The sequence below is a fragment of the Acinetobacter sp. Root1280 genome (assembly GCF_001425285.1).
Classification (GTDB): Bacteria; Pseudomonadota; Gammaproteobacteria; order Pseudomonadales; family Moraxellaceae; genus Acinetobacter; species Acinetobacter guillouiae.
The window spans coordinates 179,682-200,336 of record NZ_LMED01000023.1 but is presented as its reverse complement, the minus strand read 5'-3'; the positions used below and the strand labels follow the sequence as shown (position 1 = coordinate 200,336).

General features: G+C 32.4%; 22 protein-coding genes. 17 read left to right on the top strand and 5 right to left on the bottom strand.

What is annotated here, in order from left to right:
• Positions 1 to 197: 197 nt before the first annotated feature.
• From ASC84_RS14940 to ASC84_RS14890, 11 genes are all read left to right on the top strand, one after another.
• Positions 198 to 893: a metallophosphoesterase gene (locus tag ASC84_RS14940; protein ID WP_056516124.1), complete on the top strand. Its 696-nt coding sequence runs from the start codon at positions 198 to 200 to the stop codon at positions 891 to 893.
• Positions 894 to 1,519: 626 nt separating this feature from the next.
• Positions 1,520 to 1,807, top strand: a complete 288-nt coding sequence (locus ASC84_RS14935) for a hypothetical protein (protein WP_227515160.1) — start codon at positions 1,520 to 1,522, stop codon at positions 1,805 to 1,807.
• Positions 1,808 to 1,986: 179 nt separating this feature from the next.
• Positions 1,987 to 2,208 (top strand): hypothetical protein, encoded by a 222-nt coding sequence (locus tag ASC84_RS14930; RefSeq protein ID WP_056516120.1) that lies wholly within the window; start codon positions 1,987 to 1,989, stop codon positions 2,206 to 2,208.
• 1,012 nt (positions 2,209 to 3,220) lie between these two features.
• Positions 3,221 to 4,033: an AraC family transcriptional regulator gene (locus ASC84_RS14925; protein WP_056516117.1), complete on the top strand. Its 813-nt coding sequence runs from the start codon at positions 3,221 to 3,223 to the stop codon at positions 4,031 to 4,033.
• Positions 4,034 to 4,114: 81 nt separating this feature from the next.
• Positions 4,115 to 4,954, top strand: coding sequence for a sterol desaturase family protein (locus tag ASC84_RS14920; RefSeq protein ID WP_056516114.1), 840 nt, complete (start codon positions 4,115 to 4,117; stop codon positions 4,952 to 4,954).
• A gap of 385 nt (positions 4,955 to 5,339) precedes the next feature.
• Positions 5,340 to 5,555 (top strand): cold-shock protein, encoded by a 216-nt coding sequence (locus tag ASC84_RS14915; protein WP_004721990.1) that lies wholly within the window; start codon positions 5,340 to 5,342, stop codon positions 5,553 to 5,555.
• A gap of 1,172 nt (positions 5,556 to 6,727) precedes the next feature.
• Positions 6,728 to 7,018, top strand: coding sequence for a hypothetical protein (locus ASC84_RS14910; RefSeq protein ID WP_227515159.1), 291 nt, complete (start codon positions 6,728 to 6,730; stop codon positions 7,016 to 7,018).
• Between the two features lie 183 nt (positions 7,019 to 7,201).
• Positions 7,202 to 7,414, top strand: a complete 213-nt coding sequence (locus ASC84_RS14905; RefSeq protein ID WP_004721987.1) for a hypothetical protein — start codon at positions 7,202 to 7,204, stop codon at positions 7,412 to 7,414.
• Positions 7,415 to 8,202: 788 nt separating this feature from the next.
• A complete protein-coding gene (locus tag ASC84_RS14900) occupies positions 8,203 to 8,580 on the top strand; it encodes a hypothetical protein (RefSeq protein WP_056516112.1) in 378 nt (125 codons plus the stop codon).
• Positions 8,577 to 8,801: a helix-turn-helix transcriptional regulator gene (locus tag ASC84_RS14895; protein WP_056516110.1), complete on the top strand. Its 225-nt coding sequence runs from the start codon at positions 8,577 to 8,579 to the stop codon at positions 8,799 to 8,801. Before ASC84_RS14900 ends, ASC84_RS14895 begins: the two co-directional genes overlap by 4 nt.
• A 70-nt stretch (positions 8,802 to 8,871) precedes the next feature.
• On the top strand, positions 8,872 to 9,138 hold the full coding sequence (locus tag ASC84_RS14890) for a DUF2164 domain-containing protein (RefSeq protein ID WP_056516107.1): 267 nt from the start codon (positions 8,872 to 8,874) through the stop codon (positions 9,136 to 9,138).
• A gap of 141 nt (positions 9,139 to 9,279) precedes the next feature.
• On the opposite strand, the gene ASC84_RS14885 is transcribed toward ASC84_RS14890, so the two are convergent.
• Both ASC84_RS14885 and ASC84_RS14880 read right to left on the bottom strand, forming a co-directional pair.
• Positions 9,280 to 9,768 carry a GNAT family N-acetyltransferase gene (locus ASC84_RS14885; protein WP_056516106.1) on the bottom strand — a complete coding sequence of 163 codons (489 nt, stop codon included), beginning with the start codon at positions 9,766 to 9,768 and terminating at the stop codon, positions 9,280 to 9,282.
• A 145-nt stretch (positions 9,769 to 9,913) separates the two neighbouring features.
• Positions 9,914 to 10,351 carry an SRPBCC domain-containing protein gene (locus ASC84_RS14880; protein ID WP_056516103.1) on the bottom strand — a complete coding sequence of 146 codons (438 nt, stop codon included), beginning with the start codon at positions 10,349 to 10,351 and terminating at the stop codon, positions 9,914 to 9,916.
• Between the two features lie 391 nt (positions 10,352 to 10,742).
• Between ASC84_RS14880 and ASC84_RS14875 the strand changes: the two genes are divergently transcribed.
• The 4 genes from ASC84_RS14875 to ASC84_RS14855 all read left to right on the top strand — a co-directional run bounded on the left by ASC84_RS14875 (position 10,743) and on the right by ASC84_RS14855 (position 13,819).
• A complete protein-coding gene (locus ASC84_RS14875; RefSeq protein ID WP_056516099.1) occupies positions 10,743 to 10,937 on the top strand; it encodes a hypothetical protein in 195 nt (64 codons plus the stop codon).
• Between the two features lie 668 nt (positions 10,938 to 11,605).
• Complete coding sequence (locus ASC84_RS14865; protein WP_056516095.1) at positions 11,606 to 11,962, top strand: hypothetical protein; 357 nt, start codon at positions 11,606 to 11,608, stop codon at positions 11,960 to 11,962.
• Positions 11,963 to 12,217: 255 nt separating this feature from the next.
• Complete coding sequence (locus ASC84_RS14860; protein WP_056516093.1) at positions 12,218 to 12,400, top strand: CopG family transcriptional regulator; 183 nt, start codon at positions 12,218 to 12,220, stop codon at positions 12,398 to 12,400.
• 1,191 nt (positions 12,401 to 13,591) lie between these two features.
• Positions 13,592 to 13,819: a hypothetical protein gene (locus ASC84_RS14855; RefSeq protein ID WP_004721965.1), complete on the top strand. Its 228-nt coding sequence runs from the start codon at positions 13,592 to 13,594 to the stop codon at positions 13,817 to 13,819.
• A 79-nt stretch (positions 13,820 to 13,898) separates the two neighbouring features.
• On the opposite strand, the gene ASC84_RS14850 is transcribed toward ASC84_RS14855, so the two are convergent.
• The 3 genes from ASC84_RS14850 to ASC84_RS14840 all read right to left on the bottom strand — a co-directional run bounded on the left by ASC84_RS14850 (position 13,899) and on the right by ASC84_RS14840 (position 16,113).
• On the bottom strand, positions 13,899 to 14,189 hold the full coding sequence (locus ASC84_RS14850) for a hypothetical protein (protein WP_056516090.1): 291 nt from the start codon (positions 14,187 to 14,189) through the stop codon (positions 13,899 to 13,901).
• Positions 14,190 to 14,630: 441 nt separating this feature from the next.
• Entirely contained in the window at positions 14,631 to 15,326 is a 696-nt protein-coding gene (locus ASC84_RS14845; protein WP_056516087.1) for a hypothetical protein, read from the bottom strand.
• Positions 15,327 to 15,411: 85 nt separating this feature from the next.
• Positions 15,412 to 16,113: a DNA polymerase III subunit epsilon gene (locus tag ASC84_RS14840; protein ID WP_056516084.1), complete on the bottom strand. Its 702-nt coding sequence runs from the start codon at positions 16,111 to 16,113 to the stop codon at positions 15,412 to 15,414.
• Between the two features lie 538 nt (positions 16,114 to 16,651).
• On the opposite strand from ASC84_RS14840, the gene ASC84_RS14835 reads away from it, so the two are divergent.
• A complete protein-coding gene (locus ASC84_RS14835; protein WP_056516083.1) occupies positions 16,652 to 17,947 on the top strand; it encodes a lipase family protein in 1,296 nt (431 codons plus the stop codon).
• 1,055 nt (positions 17,948 to 19,002) lie between these two features.
• The gene (locus ASC84_RS14830) at positions 19,003 to 20,265 is read left to right on the top strand and encodes an alpha/beta fold hydrolase (protein WP_056516081.1); all 1,263 of its coding nucleotides are present in this window, start codon (positions 19,003 to 19,005) and stop codon (positions 20,263 to 20,265) included.
• Positions 20,266 to 20,655 lie beyond the last annotated feature (390 nt).

The following is a 20,655-nucleotide window of genomic DNA, read 5'->3' as shown; positions in this document are numbered from 1 at the left end:
ATAAATCTATTAAAAGCCTGCTTAACCTCAAGTAAATGCGTTATTACAGAAAATAAAAATCGATGTATAGCTCATATTAATTATCCAAAGCTATGCAAGCAAAATTATTTATACATCAATGTGGTGTACAGCAAAACAATTTTATAGATAGGACATTGTAGTAAATGGTTGAAAATCCGCTTAATAAGGACAGCGTCATGAACTTAGTCAAAATTTGGAATAAAACAATCAAAGGTAAGCTCTATGTAGTTGGTGATATTCATGGTTGTTACGACTTACTGATAAACCGGTTGATTGAAATAGGCTTTAACTTTGAAAACGATTTATTAGTTGCTGTTGGTGATCTGGTTGATCGTGGCATTCAAAATATTGAATGTGTGAATCTAATCGATCAAACTTGGTTTACTTCAATTCGAGGGAATCATGAGGACTTATGTATTAAAGGTTTGTTTAATGAGTCCTTTCGCCGTTGCCATATCGCCAATGGCGGAGAGTGGTTTTATGATTTGGATGCTCAAAATCAACATAAAATTATAAACAAATTTAAGCAGCTACCGATTGCACTTGAAATAACACATAGCGGTCGCAAGTTTGGCTTTGTACATGGGCATATTGAGCAAAATGACTGGGAGTTGTTTAAGCATAACCTTGGTGATTTTGATGCTGTCAGATATGCAATTGAAGCTAAGCGATTACCTACGGAAGCTGCAATGTGGGGCAGAGAACGCTTTGATTTAGAGAATCTGAAATATACTAAAGTTCAAGGTGTGGATATGGTCATCATGGGGCATACCGTCACAAAAACACCTATCAAGCGAGATAATTGCTACTACATTGATACAGGTGCAGTGTATTGGGGCAACATGACAATTTTAGACTTGAGTAAGGTTTAAGGGGGATTAGAATCAACATCACGATGAAAGTTATGAATTGATCAATATAAGCCATTGATGGGTGACGATTTGTAATTTTTAAAATTGAAAAATATAAAAGTAATTTGAACACTAAAAAGAGAACTGATCTTTTGGAAATACTTTAAATAGTGTTGCTTTGTTGGTGAAGTTTTTATAGCCAGCTATTTGATAAATTAGAATATGAAAAATATAAATTAGTAGCTAAATATAAGGTGCTTAAGTATAGGGCATGTCTATCAAATCACTTGTAATACTGTGATTAAGCTGAGTATCTATAGATTTTAACTCTCTTATTCACCTTTATATTGAGTATTTTTCACCAATTAAAAGCAAGCTATAGCACTTGTTATATATTGCCACTGACAAATAAAATCAAACCCTAGTAAAATAGTAGGTATTCCTTTTATCACCGAATCATCGGTTTTTGCCTGCATTCTTTCCCCAAAGATGCAGGTTTTTTTTGCCTTAGTGTTTAAATTATTTATAGCATAGCCTTAGTGGAATATTTTTTAATAAAATCCTTAAGCGGTTAAGGATTTAGAATTTTGCTCAAAGTTCATAAAACACGGCTGAATGCGCTAGTATAGTGATTAATGACAAGAGTAATGATTACGATGAATGAAACCTTTACATATTTGTATACCCACGTGGGTATATTTGGGTCCTTACCTACACACAAAGTATTTACCAGCGATAAGAGCAATAGAACAAAATTAATTTTTGCCGACAATACATTTATTTACAGTTTGATTTCTTCTTGGGCTTTAACAAATTCAGATTTTGATAGTGGAAAAGCGATGTGGAAAGAAGAACCAGTAGATTATTTGGAAAATGAAATAAAAAAATTAGCGATTTATAAAGCGAATCATCCCTTATTTATCACTGAATCATAAGTTGATGTAGTCACTAGAGTGAAGTCACGGTTTTTAAAGATTGATGAAAGATAGAGCAAAATATTGAAGAATGCCTTGCAGAAATGTGAGGCATTTTTAATCGCTTAATTTTTCTTCACTCGCCAAAAAAATGTCATAAATGAGTGTTATATTGCATAAAACAATTGAGGGTAGCCAACATGGGTATTAATCTAAAAGAACTCAATAAGCAAATTGATGATTTTAAAGAAACTAAGGATCCACAAAGATTAATTATAGGTTATAAAACTTATTCTAAATTAATGAAAGAGAATAAGTTTTTAGATAAAATCAGCAAAGATGCAAATGACCCAATGATTAGATATTATAAAGAGATAAAGATAAAAATAGTCACAGAAAAGCATTTTTTTGAGATTGAGTAGATGATTAAGCAATATAAGTTGAAATAGGTTGTAAATAATGAAGTTTATGGTGAGGCGCTTAAAGCGTCTTTTTTACGCCAAAAATTGCTATATATAGTTAAACTATAATGCTCTAAAAGATATTTATAAGGTAAGAGGTATTTATAAGGAGGAGAGTAGATGTAATTATCATAAAATGTTTTACTATTTATGCTCATTATAGAGTCTTAGATTTTAATGTGATTTATTTATATTCATGTTAATGATTGAAAATTTCACGTTATTAGTGTATAAAAAAGCAACAACAATAAAATAAGGGTGATTACATGATATCTAAATCTATAAACATCGCATTCTTCTTTTCTATGTTTATTGTTCTTACTTTGCTTATACATTTATTTGGTAATATCCCTTCTGGGGTATGGGTGTATAAGTAAATACAAATGGATCTAAAAGCTCATCAAAAGGTGGGCTTTTATGAGTTTTGATGTGTTGAAATATCTTAGAATAATTTCTTATTATCGTGTTGGTCGTTATGTTGATAGGCGCTTAGGGATATTCTTTCTATTCATAAACATGGATCATACTATCGAGGTTAGCGATGTTTGGTGCTAAATATGATGTTGTGGATCTAGCGAAAGAGATTCAATCTAATCACTCAGAAATTTTCTGTTTCTGTATTTATCTAATCACACTTGGAAACAATGCATAAAGTATAAATTTTGTGTGAATAGGATAATTAAATAGGGCTTTTTGACATATATATTCAATAAAGGTTGTATTACTAACCCGAAGGTCGTTGGTTCAAATCCAGCTCCCGCTACCAACGAAAAAAGATTCAAAGTTTATAGCCTAGTTTGCTTCATGCTTACTAGGTTTTTTTATGCTTAAAATTTATTGCATTGAATTCAAGCGTTTTAGAATAGAAAGAAATGAAAAGTGAGCTAAATCAATCTGCTTATTTGTGCTGGGTATTTGAAGGTAAATAAAATAATGTTATTTATTGAGTTTTCACTTTTAGCTTAAGTATTCTATGGCTCAATCTAACCTATATAAATTACCTGCTAAATATTGGATGGGCAGAATAGCAATTGGATATGGCATTGGGTATTTTGAGGGAGCTGTTGGTGATAATACTCCACATTGTCATCACGCACATCAGCTAAGCTTTGCAAAGGAACAGGGAGTGCGGATTCAGGTTATTGCTGAAGATCATTGTATATGGAGTAGTGGGGTATATATCGCAGCAAATACTTTACATCATTTACTACCAGGAACTTACTGTTCGATCTATATCGATCAAACACATTTTCTTGCTGATGTCATACAGCATTATTTACAAGCTTACCTACAACCAGATTCACCGATTACGCTATTGCCTGAAAGTTTGGTGTCTATTCTTAGAGCATATTTTATAGAACAAAATCAAACACTTGAATCTTTCCAAAAGCTTTTAAGTTATTGCAGTGAATCTAATCTCAAAGCTCAGTCAGTTAGAGAAGAGCGTCTTGCAAAATTTCTTATTCTCAATCATCAACAGAATTTGACACTTAAACAAATCGCCACACAATTCAATCTTTCAGAAAGCCGTTTTAGTCATTGGTTTAGTGACAATTTTGGTATTTCTTATCGTAGTTATCGGAAATGGTTACGCTTATTGCAAAGTCTTCAAGCCATAAATCAAGATATTAATTTAACCAGCATTGCTCATCAATCTCATTTTTCCGATCAGGCGCATTTTAGTCGAACCTGCAAACAAATGTTTGGCATTCAACCTTCACTGTTAAAATTTATTCCATCTATTGAGCAAATGCAAATATTGCTTTTATCAGATCAAAAGCTATAAGAGATATAGCGGTTTCGTTCAATTTTTCTATCCAGCCAGTCAGCATACTCCTAAAACGTATTCTGTTGATTGGAGTTATAAATGAGCGCTTTTGTTAAAATATCTCTGCGATATTTATTTTATCCGTTTTGTATGCTGTTAACCGTATGGATGATGATGTTCATCGTCTCAGGGCAAGTTCCGTATTGGCCAAGTTCAATATTGTTCATCTTGCTAAGTGGCGTAATGATTGCATGGGTTGAGCATTCTTTGCCTTATCAAGCAAAGTGGTTGGATACACATCAAGATTTTGTTACAGATATCATCCATGCAATTTTTAATTTATTTTTGATCGTTTCTGTCTCAAAAATTATTGAATGGTTTGATCTTTTTCGATTTATTCCACGATTATGGCCTGATCAAATTTCGGTATTTTGGCAAATACTGATTGTTGCTGTGGTGATTGATTTTGGACTATGGTTCATGCATTACCTAAGCCACAAGTATCGATTTTTATGGAAATTACATGCGATTCATCATCAATCACGCCGTTTATATTGGTTAAATGCTGAAAAGAGGCATCCACTGAGTGCAATCGTACTTGCTGGGCCTAGTTTGATCATCCTCGCGCTTTTGGGTGTTCCAAGTTTGCTGATCGGATGTTGGATGATATTTATGGCCGTACATTTGTTTTTTCAGCATGCAAATATTGATTATCGTGTTGGCCCTTTCAAATATATTTTTGCTGTAGCTGAAGTACATCGCATCCATCATAAACATGGATTTGGTCGTAAGAATTTTGGAGAAGTGTTCATATTTTGGGACATCTTGTTTAGAAGTTTTCACTATGAAGATCAAAAAATTAAAGATGATCAAGTTGGTGTGCGTAGTCAAATACCCAACCAATATTTGGCCCAACTCCGCTGGCCATTTAAGAAGTAAGCATAAAGTAAGCATAAGAAAAATTGATGTATGGAACATTGGTATTTTTTTCTTCTGAGATAGAAAGCTAATTGGCTTTCTATCAATGATCGAAAAAAGTAAGTTATTTGAGAAAGCTCTCACATGAGAGCTGTTCTAAATAGATAAGTCATTCTTTATCCATAATAAAGTTAAATATGTATAAGAAGGCTTGATTATTTATTTTTTTCCTGTAAAGTAAAGCCAACTAGAAAAAAGTCATGTTTTGGTAAATCTTCTCTAAGTATCGCAGTTTTAGTCATAATCCTTCGTTTTATTCAGATTTTAAGTTCAATTCTTTATTATTTTCGACGTTATCACTAGTCATAAAATGACTTAAAATTTTTAAATCTCAGTAGGATTGATTATGTCAAACTCAAATGTTGTTAAAGGTACAGTTAAATGGTTCAACGAAACTAAAGGTTTCGGTTTCATTCAACAAGAATCAGGTCCAGACGTTTTTGCTCATTTCAGCGAAATCGCTAACTCTGGCTTTAAAACTCTTGCTGAAGGTCAACAAGTTGAATTCAGTATCACTCAAGGTCCTAAAGGTCCTAACGCTGTAAACATTACTCCGCTATAATTCAGAGTAAGTTGTAAAAAAAGCACGATATCGTGCTTTTTTTAACTCTAAATTTTTATCTTAATTCATATTTATACATTTCAATTATTTCTATAACTTTCTCTATATTCTTATTAAAATACAGGATTCGTTTAAAAGATCCATCATTCGCTTATCACCAAAAAAATTAAGCAAATCTAATCAATTGCTGTATAAATCAAGTCTTTTAAATTCTGAATCGTTTATGGATGCTCTCCTATCTCTAGATTAATAAACAAAAAGAAACCCGCATCATGCAGGTTAATATGGAGTTTCTTTATTGTGATATAGACCACTCTCTCCAATGGTCACGGATACTATACATCTGTTCTTTAATAATAAAAACGCAGTAAAATAGTCGAGATAAATGTATAGGACCTTTTTCTTTCAATGTGTTTGATAAAGTACAATAATTTGAATCATCAAATAGAATTCAGCATATTTCAGTTTTATGCCATACTTTTAAATAGTTTAATTAAAAACATTTAAAATCAGTGTTATATAATTATTTTTTTGCACCCTCTATGTTGCATTGGCTGCTTATTTTTACTGTTGTTGTATAACTTTTATTTGTGGATAAAGGAAATTCTGATCAGTGAGTAAATAAACTCTTTTATTTGCGTTGTTTTGAAATTTAAATAGCCGATGAATGGTATTGAAAATGAGACTCTTGTTATGTAAATTAAGTTTATCTTAACATTTATCACAAGTTTATATACCCACTTACTCTATCGGTGGGTATTTTTTATATCGGCAATGAAAGGGTTGACGATAATTTGATTTTGAAGTAAATTTAAATTGTTATTTTACTAATAATAAATAACAAAAATCCTTAGTCAGCGCAAAATTAAGGTAAAGCCTTACAGAAATGTAGGGCTTTTTTTATGAGATAAGAACTGAGAGTAAAGCCAGTTTTAATGTTTGTAACATTAGCATTTGCTGGAGTTTATTTCTAAAAGTGCAGCAGAGATATAAAAAGAGGAGGATTGTTTAATTGTATTCAATTAAATGCATATTATACTCAAATATTGGCATTGATGTATTTCTAGTAATAAAGGCTAAAAGGCTGATTACGGCTGAGTTCACTTAATCAATGAAAAATTTTATTGATATGACAAGTAAAAATGAATTTGTTAAATTAAGTGAAAGATACAATGGATGATCGCGATATGAAAAAGTTAATTTTAGCAGGGAAGTTAGTTGAGGCGACTTTAGAGGGTGATCAAGTCACAAGATTGCTCATCGGAAATTTAGTCAGTTTTCTAATGAAAAATGGAACAGTGAGTTATGAAGACTATTTTCAATTTACCCAACAAACAAAAAAATACTTGATTGAAACTTCTGAGGATACCAGTGAATCCAAAGTAAAAATGATTGAAAGTATTTTTGATCTTCATCTTGATGATTTAAAGGAGATAAAAGCAATAGATCCTAAAAAAACCTGAGTAGTATCTGAAGTGGTTTTGGGATAAACACTTAAAATGTAAGTAAATAAAAATTTTTATAATAATTTACTGTTTTTGCAGTATATTGAATTGCGTTTGATGTACAAGCATAAATTTAATAATCATTGAATGTTTTGGTTAACAGTTTTAGCTGTTTTTATTTAATTTTTTAAGGTGTTTTTTATGAATAAACTCGATATAAATGTAAAGGATCAATTTGGTAAGTGTTACGCAGTTGAGGCAACATTAGATGATGTTGTGATAAATCCAAATAAAACTCATGAACGTATCAAATATATTATTGTTGAAAATGAACTTTTGCGTCCTAACTTCGAAATGCTTTTTGAAAGTAGTAAGAATGGTAAAATTTATAAGATTTTGGAACCTATGATCTAAATCGAGCCACCTACGGGTGGCTTTTTAATCGCTTAAATTTACATAGAAACTAACGCAAATCTTCGCTGTTTATTTGAACATTGTATTGCAGCACACTTTGGGTAATTTTTGTTACATAGTTTAATTTAATTAATAAATAAAGGCTGATATACTTTTATTGAATTGCTGTGCGACTCACACATCATTCATGCGCCTCCAAAAAATAAGCCCACTTTTTAGTGGGCTTTCTTATGCTATATCAATGATTGGTTTAATTAAACTGTTATTTGGGTAAGAGCTAAAGATGCCATGATAAGCATAAAAGTATAATAGATTGCTCTCGAAATATTAGGTTTTTAATTTTTATTAAAAGATTCAGTCAGCGTGTTTTTGAAGCGAAAAGACCATACGATAACCAGTCAACAATGAATGCTTTTAGAATGTTCTGGATGCCCATCAATAATTCTTTTAAACATATATTGAATAAAGGTTGTATTCCTTGTATTTAAGGCGTATAAAGGTTAACCCGAAGGTCGTTGGTTCAAATCCAGCTCCCGCTACCAACGAAAAAAGATTCAAAGTTTATAGCCTAGTTTGCTTCATGCTTACTAGGTTTTTTTTATGCTTTTAAATCAGTTAGCTTTAGAAATTTCGAATTAAAGCGTGGATAAATGATGCGAAAAAAGACAATTGAAGGCAAATTTCAAGCTTACTGTCTAAGTTAAAAATAAAAACAATATGTAAAGTATGCTTTACATTATACGCTATTTGATCTAAATTTGTGTAAAGTTTACTTTACATGGGGCCGTATGAAAAAATATAGATCTCTGATTGAGTTTAGCGCATCAATGCTGCTTTATATTGTTGTGCTTATCTGTTCATTAAAATATTTAAAGAATGAGAACATTCACTATTCAACACAAATTTTTGTGACATTATTGCCTATAATCCCTTGTATATTGGTGGGCTGGAGTGTACTCAGACAATTAGCACGTTTAGACGAAATGCAACAACACATCCAATTACAAGCTTTTGCACTTGCATTTGTAGGTACAGCACTCATTACATTTAGCTATGGTTTTCTTGAAAATATTGGCTTTCCACACCTTTCTATGTTTTTTGTATGGCCTTTAATGGCAACGCTTTGGGGTGTTGGTATTGCAATTGGAAGCTGGCGCTATCGATGAAAAATAATTTATCTGAATTAAGAGCGAAACAAGGCTGGTCTCAGCAGCAATTAGCAGAATATTTGGGGGTCTCTCGGCAGACAATTAATGCGATTGAAAAACAGCGTTATGATCCTAGCTTACCTTTGGCGTTTAAAATTGCGAAACTATTTAACTTATCAATTGAAGCAATTTTTAACACTGAAGATGATGATCAAAATTCAAGATCAACGTCATCTTAAGACGCGATAAGATTGAAAAAACCTTATATAAGTATTGTAATGAGTTTTTGTTATTTTCAGAATGAAGACTATGGCTAAGAAGCAAATAATTACATTTGATGAGTTTACGCGTGAGCAATTAATTAACTCATTGAAAAAATACGCATTAAAGGAACTAGACTTAGATCTTGGAAATTTTCCAGCTCAATTTTTATTTGAGTTTATTGTAGATGAATTTGGACATCATTTTTACAATCAAGCGCTCAATGATACCCATGAATGGTTAGCAGAAAGATTTGCTTATCTAAATGAAGATTTATTTATCTTGTCTAAAGAAAAAATCAATAAAACAAAATAAGCAGTATCTTGGAAATCCTGCTCAGAATAGTGTCGATGCTTAATGCCATAAGATCAGCAATAGGGACAAAACAGTAATTAGTATCTAACGCATGCTGATCTGCTTTTTATAAAGCGCCACGTAAGTATTTTAGGATAGTGCTTACTCGATTCTTTTGATAGAAGATTTATTAAGCCGATATCTGAAAAAATGTTCATTGCTTATAGTGACCTCACCATCCAATTTAAATCCTAGTGAGTAGATCCCTGTTAACTTTCTCCGTGTTGGCGGTAATAAAATCGTGATCGATTCAAAGCCCATTTGGTTAAATGCCTTGTTTATAATTTTATCAAAAATTTGTTTACCAATGCCCCAATATTGAGGGTGCAGTACTAATGCTAAGTCGGCATCACCATGTTCATATTGTAAGCCTCCCCAGCCTGCAAATTGGCCATCAACAATAAATGCCCAAGGACCATAGCCATATTCTTTCCATTGTTTTTCTTTTTCATTGACCCAAGCATTACATTGATCTTCATCAAAAATAACGCCCTTGGCTAAAGGCATTTGCTTAAGGACATGTTCATTTGTATTTAATTCAATAATTTCAGACCTGCTCACATTGCTTAAACGGTCAAACTTAATCTCCAATATGATCCTCCTAAAATATGAACTGTTCGATGGTTTTATTAATCTTATGGGGCTTTATACAAGATGAGGCCTAACTGTATTGATCCCAAGTATAGAGATGAAGTGACTTTGGGTTTACTTAAAGCCATTTGCTAGCTGAAGTATTCTATTCGCTCTCTAGCTTTAGCTTAAGTGCATTATTCATTCGTTGAAAACCATGCTTAGTTTTTGTCTGTAAATTGTTTAGGAACGGTTTTACTAAAATCCCACTAAAGGCTTCACTATGGATCAATCTTGTTTGATTCGGGGTTATTTGTTCTAATCTAAATTTATGTTCCCCATCAAATACACCCTTCACCAATAATTTTCCGCGCCAGCTAAATTGCTTATTTTCTTGATTTTCAAGCACAACTGCTTTAAAAGACATTTTACTAGTCGCATCATTTTGTATGGTGACATTGATTTTGCCACCTTTATGGATTTCTCCTGAAACATCAATGATAAAAGGATTCCAATTTTTATAATCTTCAAAATTTGTTAGGGTTTTCCAAACGATATCAATGGGTGCATTGATCAAAATTTCTGTTGTTATCTCAAAGTTCATGTTAGCTCTTTCGACTAGCTTGTATTTTATCCAATATACACTTATTTCAACTTTTTAATATCGCTAAAATTAAGATCACTTAACTGATAGGATAAAAGGATATTAAAAACGTTGAATAGAATAAGAATGATTGGCATATTTGAGTTGAATATTATGTCATTGATTTTTTTAAAATTAAAAAAATAACCTTAAATGAATCAATTCAGTATTTTAATTAATAAACATAATTTAGACAATTCCCAAGCTTAAAATTAAGCACATCATATGAAATTTAGTAGTAATAAAACGTCAAATTAATGTGATATATTTAACATTAGTATTTCTTGGTTTGAACCAATATACATTTTTATGTAAAATGTAGTACAGGCTTTGTGATTCTATAGAGGTAATTATGATGATTTTTTATGATGGAGAGCATATTTTTCCTGAGCGTGCCAATGAATTTAAAAACTTTTTAAAGAAATACTTGATGGAACATCAAGCTGAATATTTATTAGAACAAAAAACATTTGTATACGACAGTGACTGTGATGAGTTTTTAGAGCCGGATATTCAGGAGTTTTATAAAATTTGGTTGATCGCATAACAAAAAAACCTGATATTTATGGGTGAAAAAGGGCTTCTAAAGCCTGATAGGGCTTAGAACAAGTAAAAGATACCTTTAGCTCGGATCAATCCATCGTGTAAATAGCATCCTGTGACGTGAACTCTAAAAATCACAGTTGACAGAAAAACTCCAGAAGTTGCTTTTGGGGATTCGTTTTGCAATTACATACTGTACATATTTTAAGCGTATTGTTTTTGATACGGAAATAATGCTGATAGTAGAGGGTGGTAAATATATTGATGAAAATAATTATAATAAATACATGAATAAGTGGTTTATATGTGTAAAAGAAGCCATGCATAAAATATTGCATTTTTAATTGCTTTATGGTTCATTATTTTTAACAAAAACACATATGTTTATATTGTTTTATTTGTTTTTTTGTTTGAAAAATCTTGAGAATAAATATTTTATTTATATTTCTATTCATGTTTTTTGTGCAATATTACATTTTAATAATACTTTATTATGTTGGGTTAAATATTTTAACTATAAAATAATAATCACCTAATTGCTTGTTTAAATTAAGAAAAGTTACAAATTATTATCATAAAATATTATTATATTATAATTTTATGATACTTTTTAAACATGAGGATGCTTAAAAGCTGCTCATGTTATCTCTACTTAATAAAAGGCATATATAAATGGCTAAAATTGACTTAACACCTTTAACAGAAATCGACGGATTCACTGCAACAGCACTTGTCGATAGTACAAGTGGGCTATCATTGGCTGCATATGGAACAGGAATTGATTTAGAACTTGCTGCCGCAGGAAATACTGAGGTTTTAAAAGCAAAAATGAAAACAGCAGAGGCATTAAATTTACGCGACACAATTGATGATATTTTAATTACATTAGGAAAGCAGTATCACTTATTGAGACCACTGGATAAAAACAGCAGCTTATTTTTATATCTAGTATTAGATCGCCAAAAATCTAATTTAGCGATGGCACGACATGAACTCAGAGTTTTTGAAAAAGAATTAGATTTCTCATAAGCATTAATGTTTTGGCTATTGCATCAGCGCTGTTGTGATAGCCTGTTGGGTATTTTTTGATTATAAAATTAAAATATTCGATAATATTCACCATAATTTATAATAGATTTATTGATAAAATCAGAGATTAAACAAAATAAATAATTTAAACTCAAAGTTATGCATTAAGCTAAGATTATTGTGAGATAAAAAATTATTGAAAATCTTGTAAATATTATTAAAATTATATAGCTAATAAATTTAAGGTAATAATTTATGGAAAATAAAACGGCAAGATTAACAATTTTGATTGATCCAAATAAAAAACAAGCTTTTGAAGAATTATGTAATCGCCAAGATTTAAAGCCATCTCAAGTTGTTCGTCAATTGATCCGTGAATATTTAGATAAGTATGATGCTGAACATTCAACTCAATCATCTGTAGCAAAGAAGAAGTAGATATATAATAGATATAAATATTTTATGTCCAAAAGTATTTTATTTTCTCCTAGAATTTATTTTATATTTCAAATTGTTTTAAAGTATAGAAATTAAATTCTTCAATCAACGAAATTTAAGCTAGGATTGATTTCCGAATGTTCGATTTGTTGGATCACTCGTGATTAAGTAAATCATTTACCATAAAGCTTTAATCATTAAAGGGTATTGAAAGTTCCTTCTCCCTTTGGGAGAAGGCTAGGATGAGGGTACTTTTATGTTGATTAATGGTTTTAAAAAGGACTTATGAAAGAAGTCTATTTTTGCCATATTTATTATATTTGGTCTTGGGGTATCCTACTCTGTAAATCAGAACTTCCTTTATCGCAAAAAGGACATATTGTGACGGAATGTTTCGGTATTAATATTCCTGAAAATTTAAAGTACACGCAGTCTAGGCAATATTGTAGGTGTTTTAAAAGTCGACTGAATTACAGCAATAAAAGTGAAATTGAGAAAATGTGTTTAGATAAATAGATGAAGAAGGGACTATCAATACCAATATAGTTCACTCAATATGATCATTTTGTGATTTATGCAAGAGATCAAATGATGTCGATGATATATAAATCTTAATGATGATCAATAGAATGGGCGATCTAAAGTGATAGATTTATAAGGCATTTTTTATAACATAATTTTATACTGATTATTGGTATTCAAATTTTTGATGTTTGTCAAACAGTAAATAAAATCAATCAAACTTATCTATTATCTACCAATTAAAAAAATATTCAATTTCAAAATTGCTGTAATATCGTTCAATAATGTTACTGCATCTTGCGGATCAAAACGCATCTGACTATATTAAAACTACAGTAGGTCGATAAGACGCTACGAAGTAGTTGGACAGATCAATGACGGCTTATTGAATTTGTGACTCCAGTTCAAATAAAAAATAAGCACTAGCTTTCCAACATAAAAAGCTCGCAGAAATGCGGGCTTTTCTTTTTCTGATTTTCTGAAACGTCATGAAATAATTGAATTAAGCTGTATTTACACAAAGTATTCAAAGTAACTCTCTATTTTATAAATAAAAAAAATAGTAATGTAGCTAAGTTTTAACATTGCCATAAAATCTAACAACTTTAAGCTAATTTTTAGTTTGGCGCATGCTATAAGAAAACACTATATAAAAAAGAGGACAGAAAAATGACTGAAATGATTACAGTAAGGGTCAAGGATCAATATAGTAATGAGCTGAATGCTATGGCTTGGTTAAATAAGCTGCAAGAGCATGAGGATACAGATAATTTATCATTGTTCCAAAAAATTGATCATATCGTTGTGGATGGTGAAAAGATCTTACCAAGTATTGAGTTGCTTTTTGAAAGCAAAGAAAGTGACAGTATTTATCGTGTGATAGAACAAGTCAGCTAGTTTTTATCATGAATTAAAAAACGTGTTGGGTAAAAGCCCAACACGTTTTATTTTTAATCGGTTTAAAATTATATAAATATTAAGCAGTTTTAAAATGATCGAGTGTCACGGAAACAAGATGATATAAGGCCAAACGATTTTTGTTCGCATACTCAATTGCACTTTTTTCAATTTTGAACTTATCTTTAAGTGTTCCTCGAGAATAGCTTTCAACCAAAATATGTTGAGATGAAATAGGATCGCTTTTGATACGTAGATCTTTTTGATATTTTATATTGGATACAGCATTTAAACATTGTTCAAACGTTGGGTAAAAATTTGAAAGTTCTAAAGCTGTTTGGTTGGTCGATTTTGTAAGGTATTGAGTCATAATTGTCTAATTGTTTTAAATCATTGGCTTGCTCATGATTCTACATAATGCTTGTAAAACAGACAATGTGATTTTGTAAAGAGATATGAATGTCTGGGAATAAGCTTAAGTCTGTTTAAAAATTAATCCGTATTTCTCCCCTTTAAACTTTCAAAGTTGGGATAAGGTTAAGATTTTCAATCATCTATAGTCAACCTTTAAAAACTCATACACAAGAATTTTGCTCGTGGGCGAGGGGTACGTCCTATACCCCCGCATTCACACACATAAGGGGCGACATCCCTGTCGCCCCACGGTAGGATCACCATCTAGGATTCAAAAGTAAAAAAAATGAATTGATAACCAACAGCTTCTAAAAGTTCATACAAAAAAGACTTAGACTGACTTTACAGCATTTCATTGGTCATTCTAAGCGCATTGAAATAAATATTTAGGATCGATTTAAGATGATTGTAAATGTTGGAGTGAATAATTGATTTGTTGCATGGTTTGGTTTAATTCTTGGGGAGAGATTCGACTTTCTTGAAGTGCGGTAATCCATTGCATTTGGCAAAATTTAATATCTCGAATTGATTTTGCTTGCTGTATTTGCATGACCAATTGTTTGGTCATCAAGCCGCAATGCGTCTGTAGCAGGGTAGACATTTTTTGTTTGATGTCATCAAAATTTATATAATTTAGTTCAGGCGTAATTTCAGCATGCGCTACGTGTGTAGATGTGACAGTGCTAACGCTTTGCTGGATGGGGTTTGGATCTGCTGATTTTGTATTTTGACTGAGCTGTGTATCGCTAATAATTGTTGGATTTTTAACTACTTTAGGCGACGGTTTAAAGCCAATTTCACTTGTAAGATTTGAAGGAGGGAGTTGATTTGATTGTTCAAACTTAGATGATTCTGATGTTATTTTTGACTTAATTTGAGGCGCACCATTTACTTGATTCTGAAAAATTAGACCAAGCTCTTCTAATTGTTGAATAAGTTCTGGTGTTGCAAGTCGTTGCTTCAGTGCACTATTCAAAATTTTAAAATCATCTGTACCAATAAGAAGCAGTAACTGTCTTTGGCGAGCAGTGAGTTGAAATGAGCGCTGTTTTAATGCCTGAATTCCCAAATCAGTTTTAAAATAATGATCCATGAGTCAAATTATTCCCCAATAAATTGACCCTAGAGTAAAGAATGAAAATTACACTAATATGACTTTATTGTTACAAATCACCAGCTTAAAGTGTGACGATATTTGCATTCTCTAAAGCTTTGCGTAAATAAGGATCAAGCTCATCTTGACGAAGCAGCCATTGCACATAGTCTTTGGGTAATTCTGAAATCGCTGTACCACGATGCTTACCAAAGTTGATACTGCGTGGGATACGCGCATCTTCTGAGGCCTCATATAATTCTTCAATGGTTTGAATTTTCAACTGATAAATAATATGCATGAGAATATTTGCCGTTAAAATAATATCGGCATCCGCACGATGTGCACCTTTTAACATTTCACGTGCTTTCTCACTGCCTTTACTGATCATATAGATTAGTGCTGATATATTATGTGCTTCAGCATCGGGCCAAACAAGCCGAGCAAGTGCCAGCGTACAAATGGCTTTGATGTGAGATGTCTCTACACCACATTGTTGGATTGCGCGAATATCATAATCAATATTGTGTCCAATGATGTAAAGGGTTTGCTGAGGAAGTTCAAAGCTGGAAAAATTAGGTTGCCCCGCAAGATCCGATTCTAGAATGTGGTGAACCGCCATTGAGCCGAAAGAAATTTTTTCATTTCCGATACTATAAAGTTGATCGAACATTTGTTCACGATCTAAGCTTAATTTCCCTTCTTGAATTTGAATCGGTGCATAAGCAATTTCAATGGGTAATCCATTGAGTGTGTGAGTTTCAGTATCTAAAATGATTGCTTGCATAGCTTTGTTCCTCAACAAATAGATAAGAAGGAGCGCCTTATTAAACTAGCTTTTTTAGCCACTAAATACAAATTAAAGTCATCTAAAATCAAGATAAGTGCTGTCTTTTGATTAAATCACACTCAGAATTTGTTTTTTAAATGTGAATTATCTAAAAATTTAAAATGAATGTTTTTAGGCCAGTTTGAATTTAAACAAAAGGCTAAATATTGATAAGAAATTTTTCACAATTGACGCTGTTCTGTATAAGTGATAGTTCACAATATACCTCGAGTAAATAAATTAGAAAATATTTTATTTTCAGTTAATTATATATTAAATACTCAAAAGATTAAATTAAATAAAAGTGTTTGAAGGTTAAATGTAACTTGCCAAATTTGTATTTATGGCTTAATCATAGTAAAGCTTAGCTTAAATATTGCACGGTGTGACGTAATTACAAAAATGTCATCAAGCAAAAGATTAATGATTAAGGGGTTGGTGTCGACAAATGATTTGTTAACACTCAAGTGAAAAATGATAAACAAGGATGAATGATATGAAATTAAATTTACTCTCAATCATGTTGGTTGGATCTGGTTTATTTCTAACTGCTTGTGGTGGTGATGACAAGGGGGATAATTCGACTACAAGCCCAAATGTAAACGTGGATGTAAACAAGATTCAAAATCCAGTGGTGAGTACGCCAGTAGCGTATGAGTTTACACAAGATTATCCACCAAATGCAGCTGAAAGTGTGGTGATGACCTATAAAATGAAAGGTATCAAGGGGAAAGAAACTCAGGCAACAACCTTAGTATTTACCCCTAAAACTGCACCGCCTGCTGGCGGTTGGCCGATTGTGGTTTGGGCACATGGCGCCGTGGGTGTTGCTAATGATTGTGCACCAAGTAAAAATCGATTAATTACGAATACGATTTTAACTGGCGAAGATAAGTCTACTTATAATATGATCGATAGTTTTGTTAAAGAAGGTTATGTGGTAGTTGCCCCAGATTATGAAGGTCTAGGTGAACCTAGTACGCCAGGGCAAACTATCGATAAGGAGATTCATCCGTTTTTAAATTTGAAAAGTGAAGCTTATTCGATTACCGATGCTGTGGTGGCAACCAAAAGTTGGTTAGGCAATAAAGCCTCCAACAAATGGGCTGTGGCTGGGACATCGCAAGGCGGCCATGCTGCATTAGGTGCAGCACAATATGCGGCGCGTGCCAATATGGACTATAAGGGTGTAGTCGCTTTTGCACCTGCAAATAATCTAAAATTGATTGAAGAACTGTCTGAAATGGCTTTAGTGGACATGCAGGATTTTACAATCCCTAAAACACTCGGCTATGTGGCGTTAGATACTTTAACGTCCTATATGGCTGCGGGTATAAAAAGCGTTTATCCGACTAAGTCTGTATACAGTAAAATATTTAACTCACCAAGTGTTAAAGTTGCTGAGCAAGCAGAGTCGCTTTGTCTTATAGAGTTGGGTATTGAATTTCTGGGGCCGATGGCAGAATATGCGCTTGCAAATGAGGAAAGTCTAAAAGGTTATTCTTCGCGTAAAAAAGCGGGTTTTAAAAATGATCCGATCGTGAAGCAATTTCTGGAAAAGGACTCACAACCACTACAAACTGTAGTTAAAACCCCAATTATTATATATCAGGGGGGGAGTGACACTATCGTATTACCACAGGCAACGGATGCCTTGGTGGCACAAGCACGGGCTTTAACCACTAAAATTGATTATAGAACGGATCCGACCTGGACTCACTTTAGTGCATACATGGTTAATGTTGAAAACGGGCAGTTGTTAGAAGACATTAAGACCTTGCTTGCCAATTAATTTTTCAGTGCTTGGTGTTTTAATCCCACAATGCAAAAATGCTCTTATACTGAGAATAAGGGCATTTTTTATATCCTTAAGATCGGTCTTTAATCTTTAAAAAGCTCTCTTGATAAATATCAGTTTAGGATTTTTAAATCCTCCCCCTTGCGAAGTTAATACTTTTCACCTTTTTAAAGAAAGAGATTTTTTATAGCTAAAATTCATTGCATTTCAATAAGTTTTCTTCTTTTTAAAGGCAGTGAGCTGCAGTTGTTGTAGTGCAAGGGGAGATTTGAGAATATTTATCTAAGAATTTTGTGTAACTGATTGGCATTATTTTAAGAGGCTATTTTTTTGCTCTCGCTATCTAGGATTTTTATGGGGGCTATTGGGTGCTTTTGTGAAGAGTTAGACCCTTATGGCTGATAACCAATAAGGCGATAAAAAGAGAAAAATTAAGATAATAGAAAATTAAAAAAGTGAAATTTTTTGTCTCGATTTGGAGGATTTAAAATGCATTGGCATTTTGTGATGTGCTATCTGTTGAATTAGCCCCTTGATTGCGATGACAATGTTTTTTGAATTTCAAACATACTTCAAGATGTAAAAATTGCCAATTATTTTATTGAGGATTTTAAGGTGGAATTAGTTTTTTTATTGTGAGTTGTCTAAAAAATATTCGATATTAATTCTTTTAAATTATTTGAAATTTAAACAATAAAAATAAATATTGGTAAGTATATATTTACAGTTAAATCTACATGAAAAATATTGAATTTAAGCCCTAATGAGTTAAATTTTTAGGTCATTTATATCATTAAATATTTTAATTTCAGTTAATTAATTGGTAAACTATTCAATTTTTAAAATAATTAAACGTGTTCATATCTTAAATGTGACTTGCTAAATTTATATTTCTGGCTTAATTATAATGAAGTCTATCTTAAGTATTGTGTAATGTGACGTAATTACAAAAAGTCACTAAGCAAAAGATCAGCGATCAAGGGGTTGGTGTTAGCAAATGATTTGTTAGCATTCAAGTGAAAGAAAAAATGATAAAAAGGACGAATCATATGAAGTTAAAATTACTCTCAGTAATGTTGGTTGGATCGGGTCTATTTTTAACTGCCTGCGGTGGTAGTGATGACAAGAGTGATAATTTCTCCACAAGTTCAAATGCAGATATAAATAAGATTCAAAATCCAGTGGTGAGTACACCTGTACCATATAAGTATACCGAGGACTATCCACCAAATGCTGCTGAGAGTGTGGTGATGACCTATAAAATGAAAGGCATCAACGGGCAAGAAACTCAGGCAACCGCATTGGTGTTTACCCCAAAAACTGCACCGCCCGCTGGAGGTTGGCCGATCGTGGTTTGGGCACATGGAACAAAGGGGGTTGCTGATCATTGTGCACCAAGTAGAAATTACTTAATTACGGATGGAGGCAATGCTCCAGATGAGCATACTCATAAAATGATCGATAGTTTTGTTAAAGACGGTTATGTAGTGGTTGCACCAGATTATGAAGGTTTGGGGGAGCCTAGCGAGAAGGAGATCCATCCATTTTTGAATTTAAAAAGTGAAGCTTATTCGATTACCGATGCTGTGGTGGCAACCAAAAATTGGTTAGGTAACAAAGCATCCAATAAATGGGCTGTCGCTGGGCACTCGCAAGGCGGTCATGCGGCATTGGGTGCGGCACAGTATGCTGCACGTGCTAATATGGATTATAAGGGTGCAGTCGCAATAGCACCCGCAAATAATGTGGAGTTGATTGAAAAACTGTCGGAAATGGTTTTGGCGGATAGGACGGGGTTGATTCAAATGGGGGGCTATGCTGCATTAGATAGCTTTACGGCTTATATGGCTGCGGGTATCAAAGCAGCCAATCCAACCGCGCCTATATACAGTATTGTATTTAAGTCGCCAACCGATAAAATTGCTGAGTTTGCAGAATCAAGATGCCTTGAAGGGTTGAATTTAAGGTTTGTGAGCCCGATGGTAACTTATAGGGGTAAAAATAATGGGAGTCTAGTCGGATATCCGCGTAAAAATGAAGGTTATGCCAATAATCCGCTGGTAAGAAAATTTTTAGATAAAGATTCAGCACCGCTACAACCGCTTATTAAAACCCCGATTATTATTTATCAAGGAGGCAAAGATTTGACGGTATTACCTCAAGCAACAGATGCCTTGGTGGCACGAGCACGGGCTTTAACCACTAAAATTGATTATAGAACCAATTCAAGTTGGGATCACACTGGCGCATTCAAGGAAAATGTTGAAAATGGACAGTTGATGGAGGATGTTAAGACCCTGCTTGCTAATTAATTTGTGACTTTTGTGTTTTAATCCTTACGATGCAAAAATACTCTTATTATAGTTAATAGGGGTATTTTTATATCATCGAGGTCAGCGTGTAATCTTAAAAAGTCTATTTAGAATCAGTTTTTTAATGTGAATTGTCTAAAAAATTCTCCATATTAATCCTTAAAAATTAATTGAAATTTAAATAATAAAAATGATTATTGATAAGTGTTTATTTATAGTTAAAAAGTGAAAAATATATTAAAATTTCAGTATTAATAAATTAATCTATATGGGGTTATTAAAAAATTACTTTAAATACAATGGATTAATTAATAAAAATTTAAATTAATGAGATAATCTAATATATTTTAATGATTAAATTTCACTTGCTAAATTTATATTTATGTCATA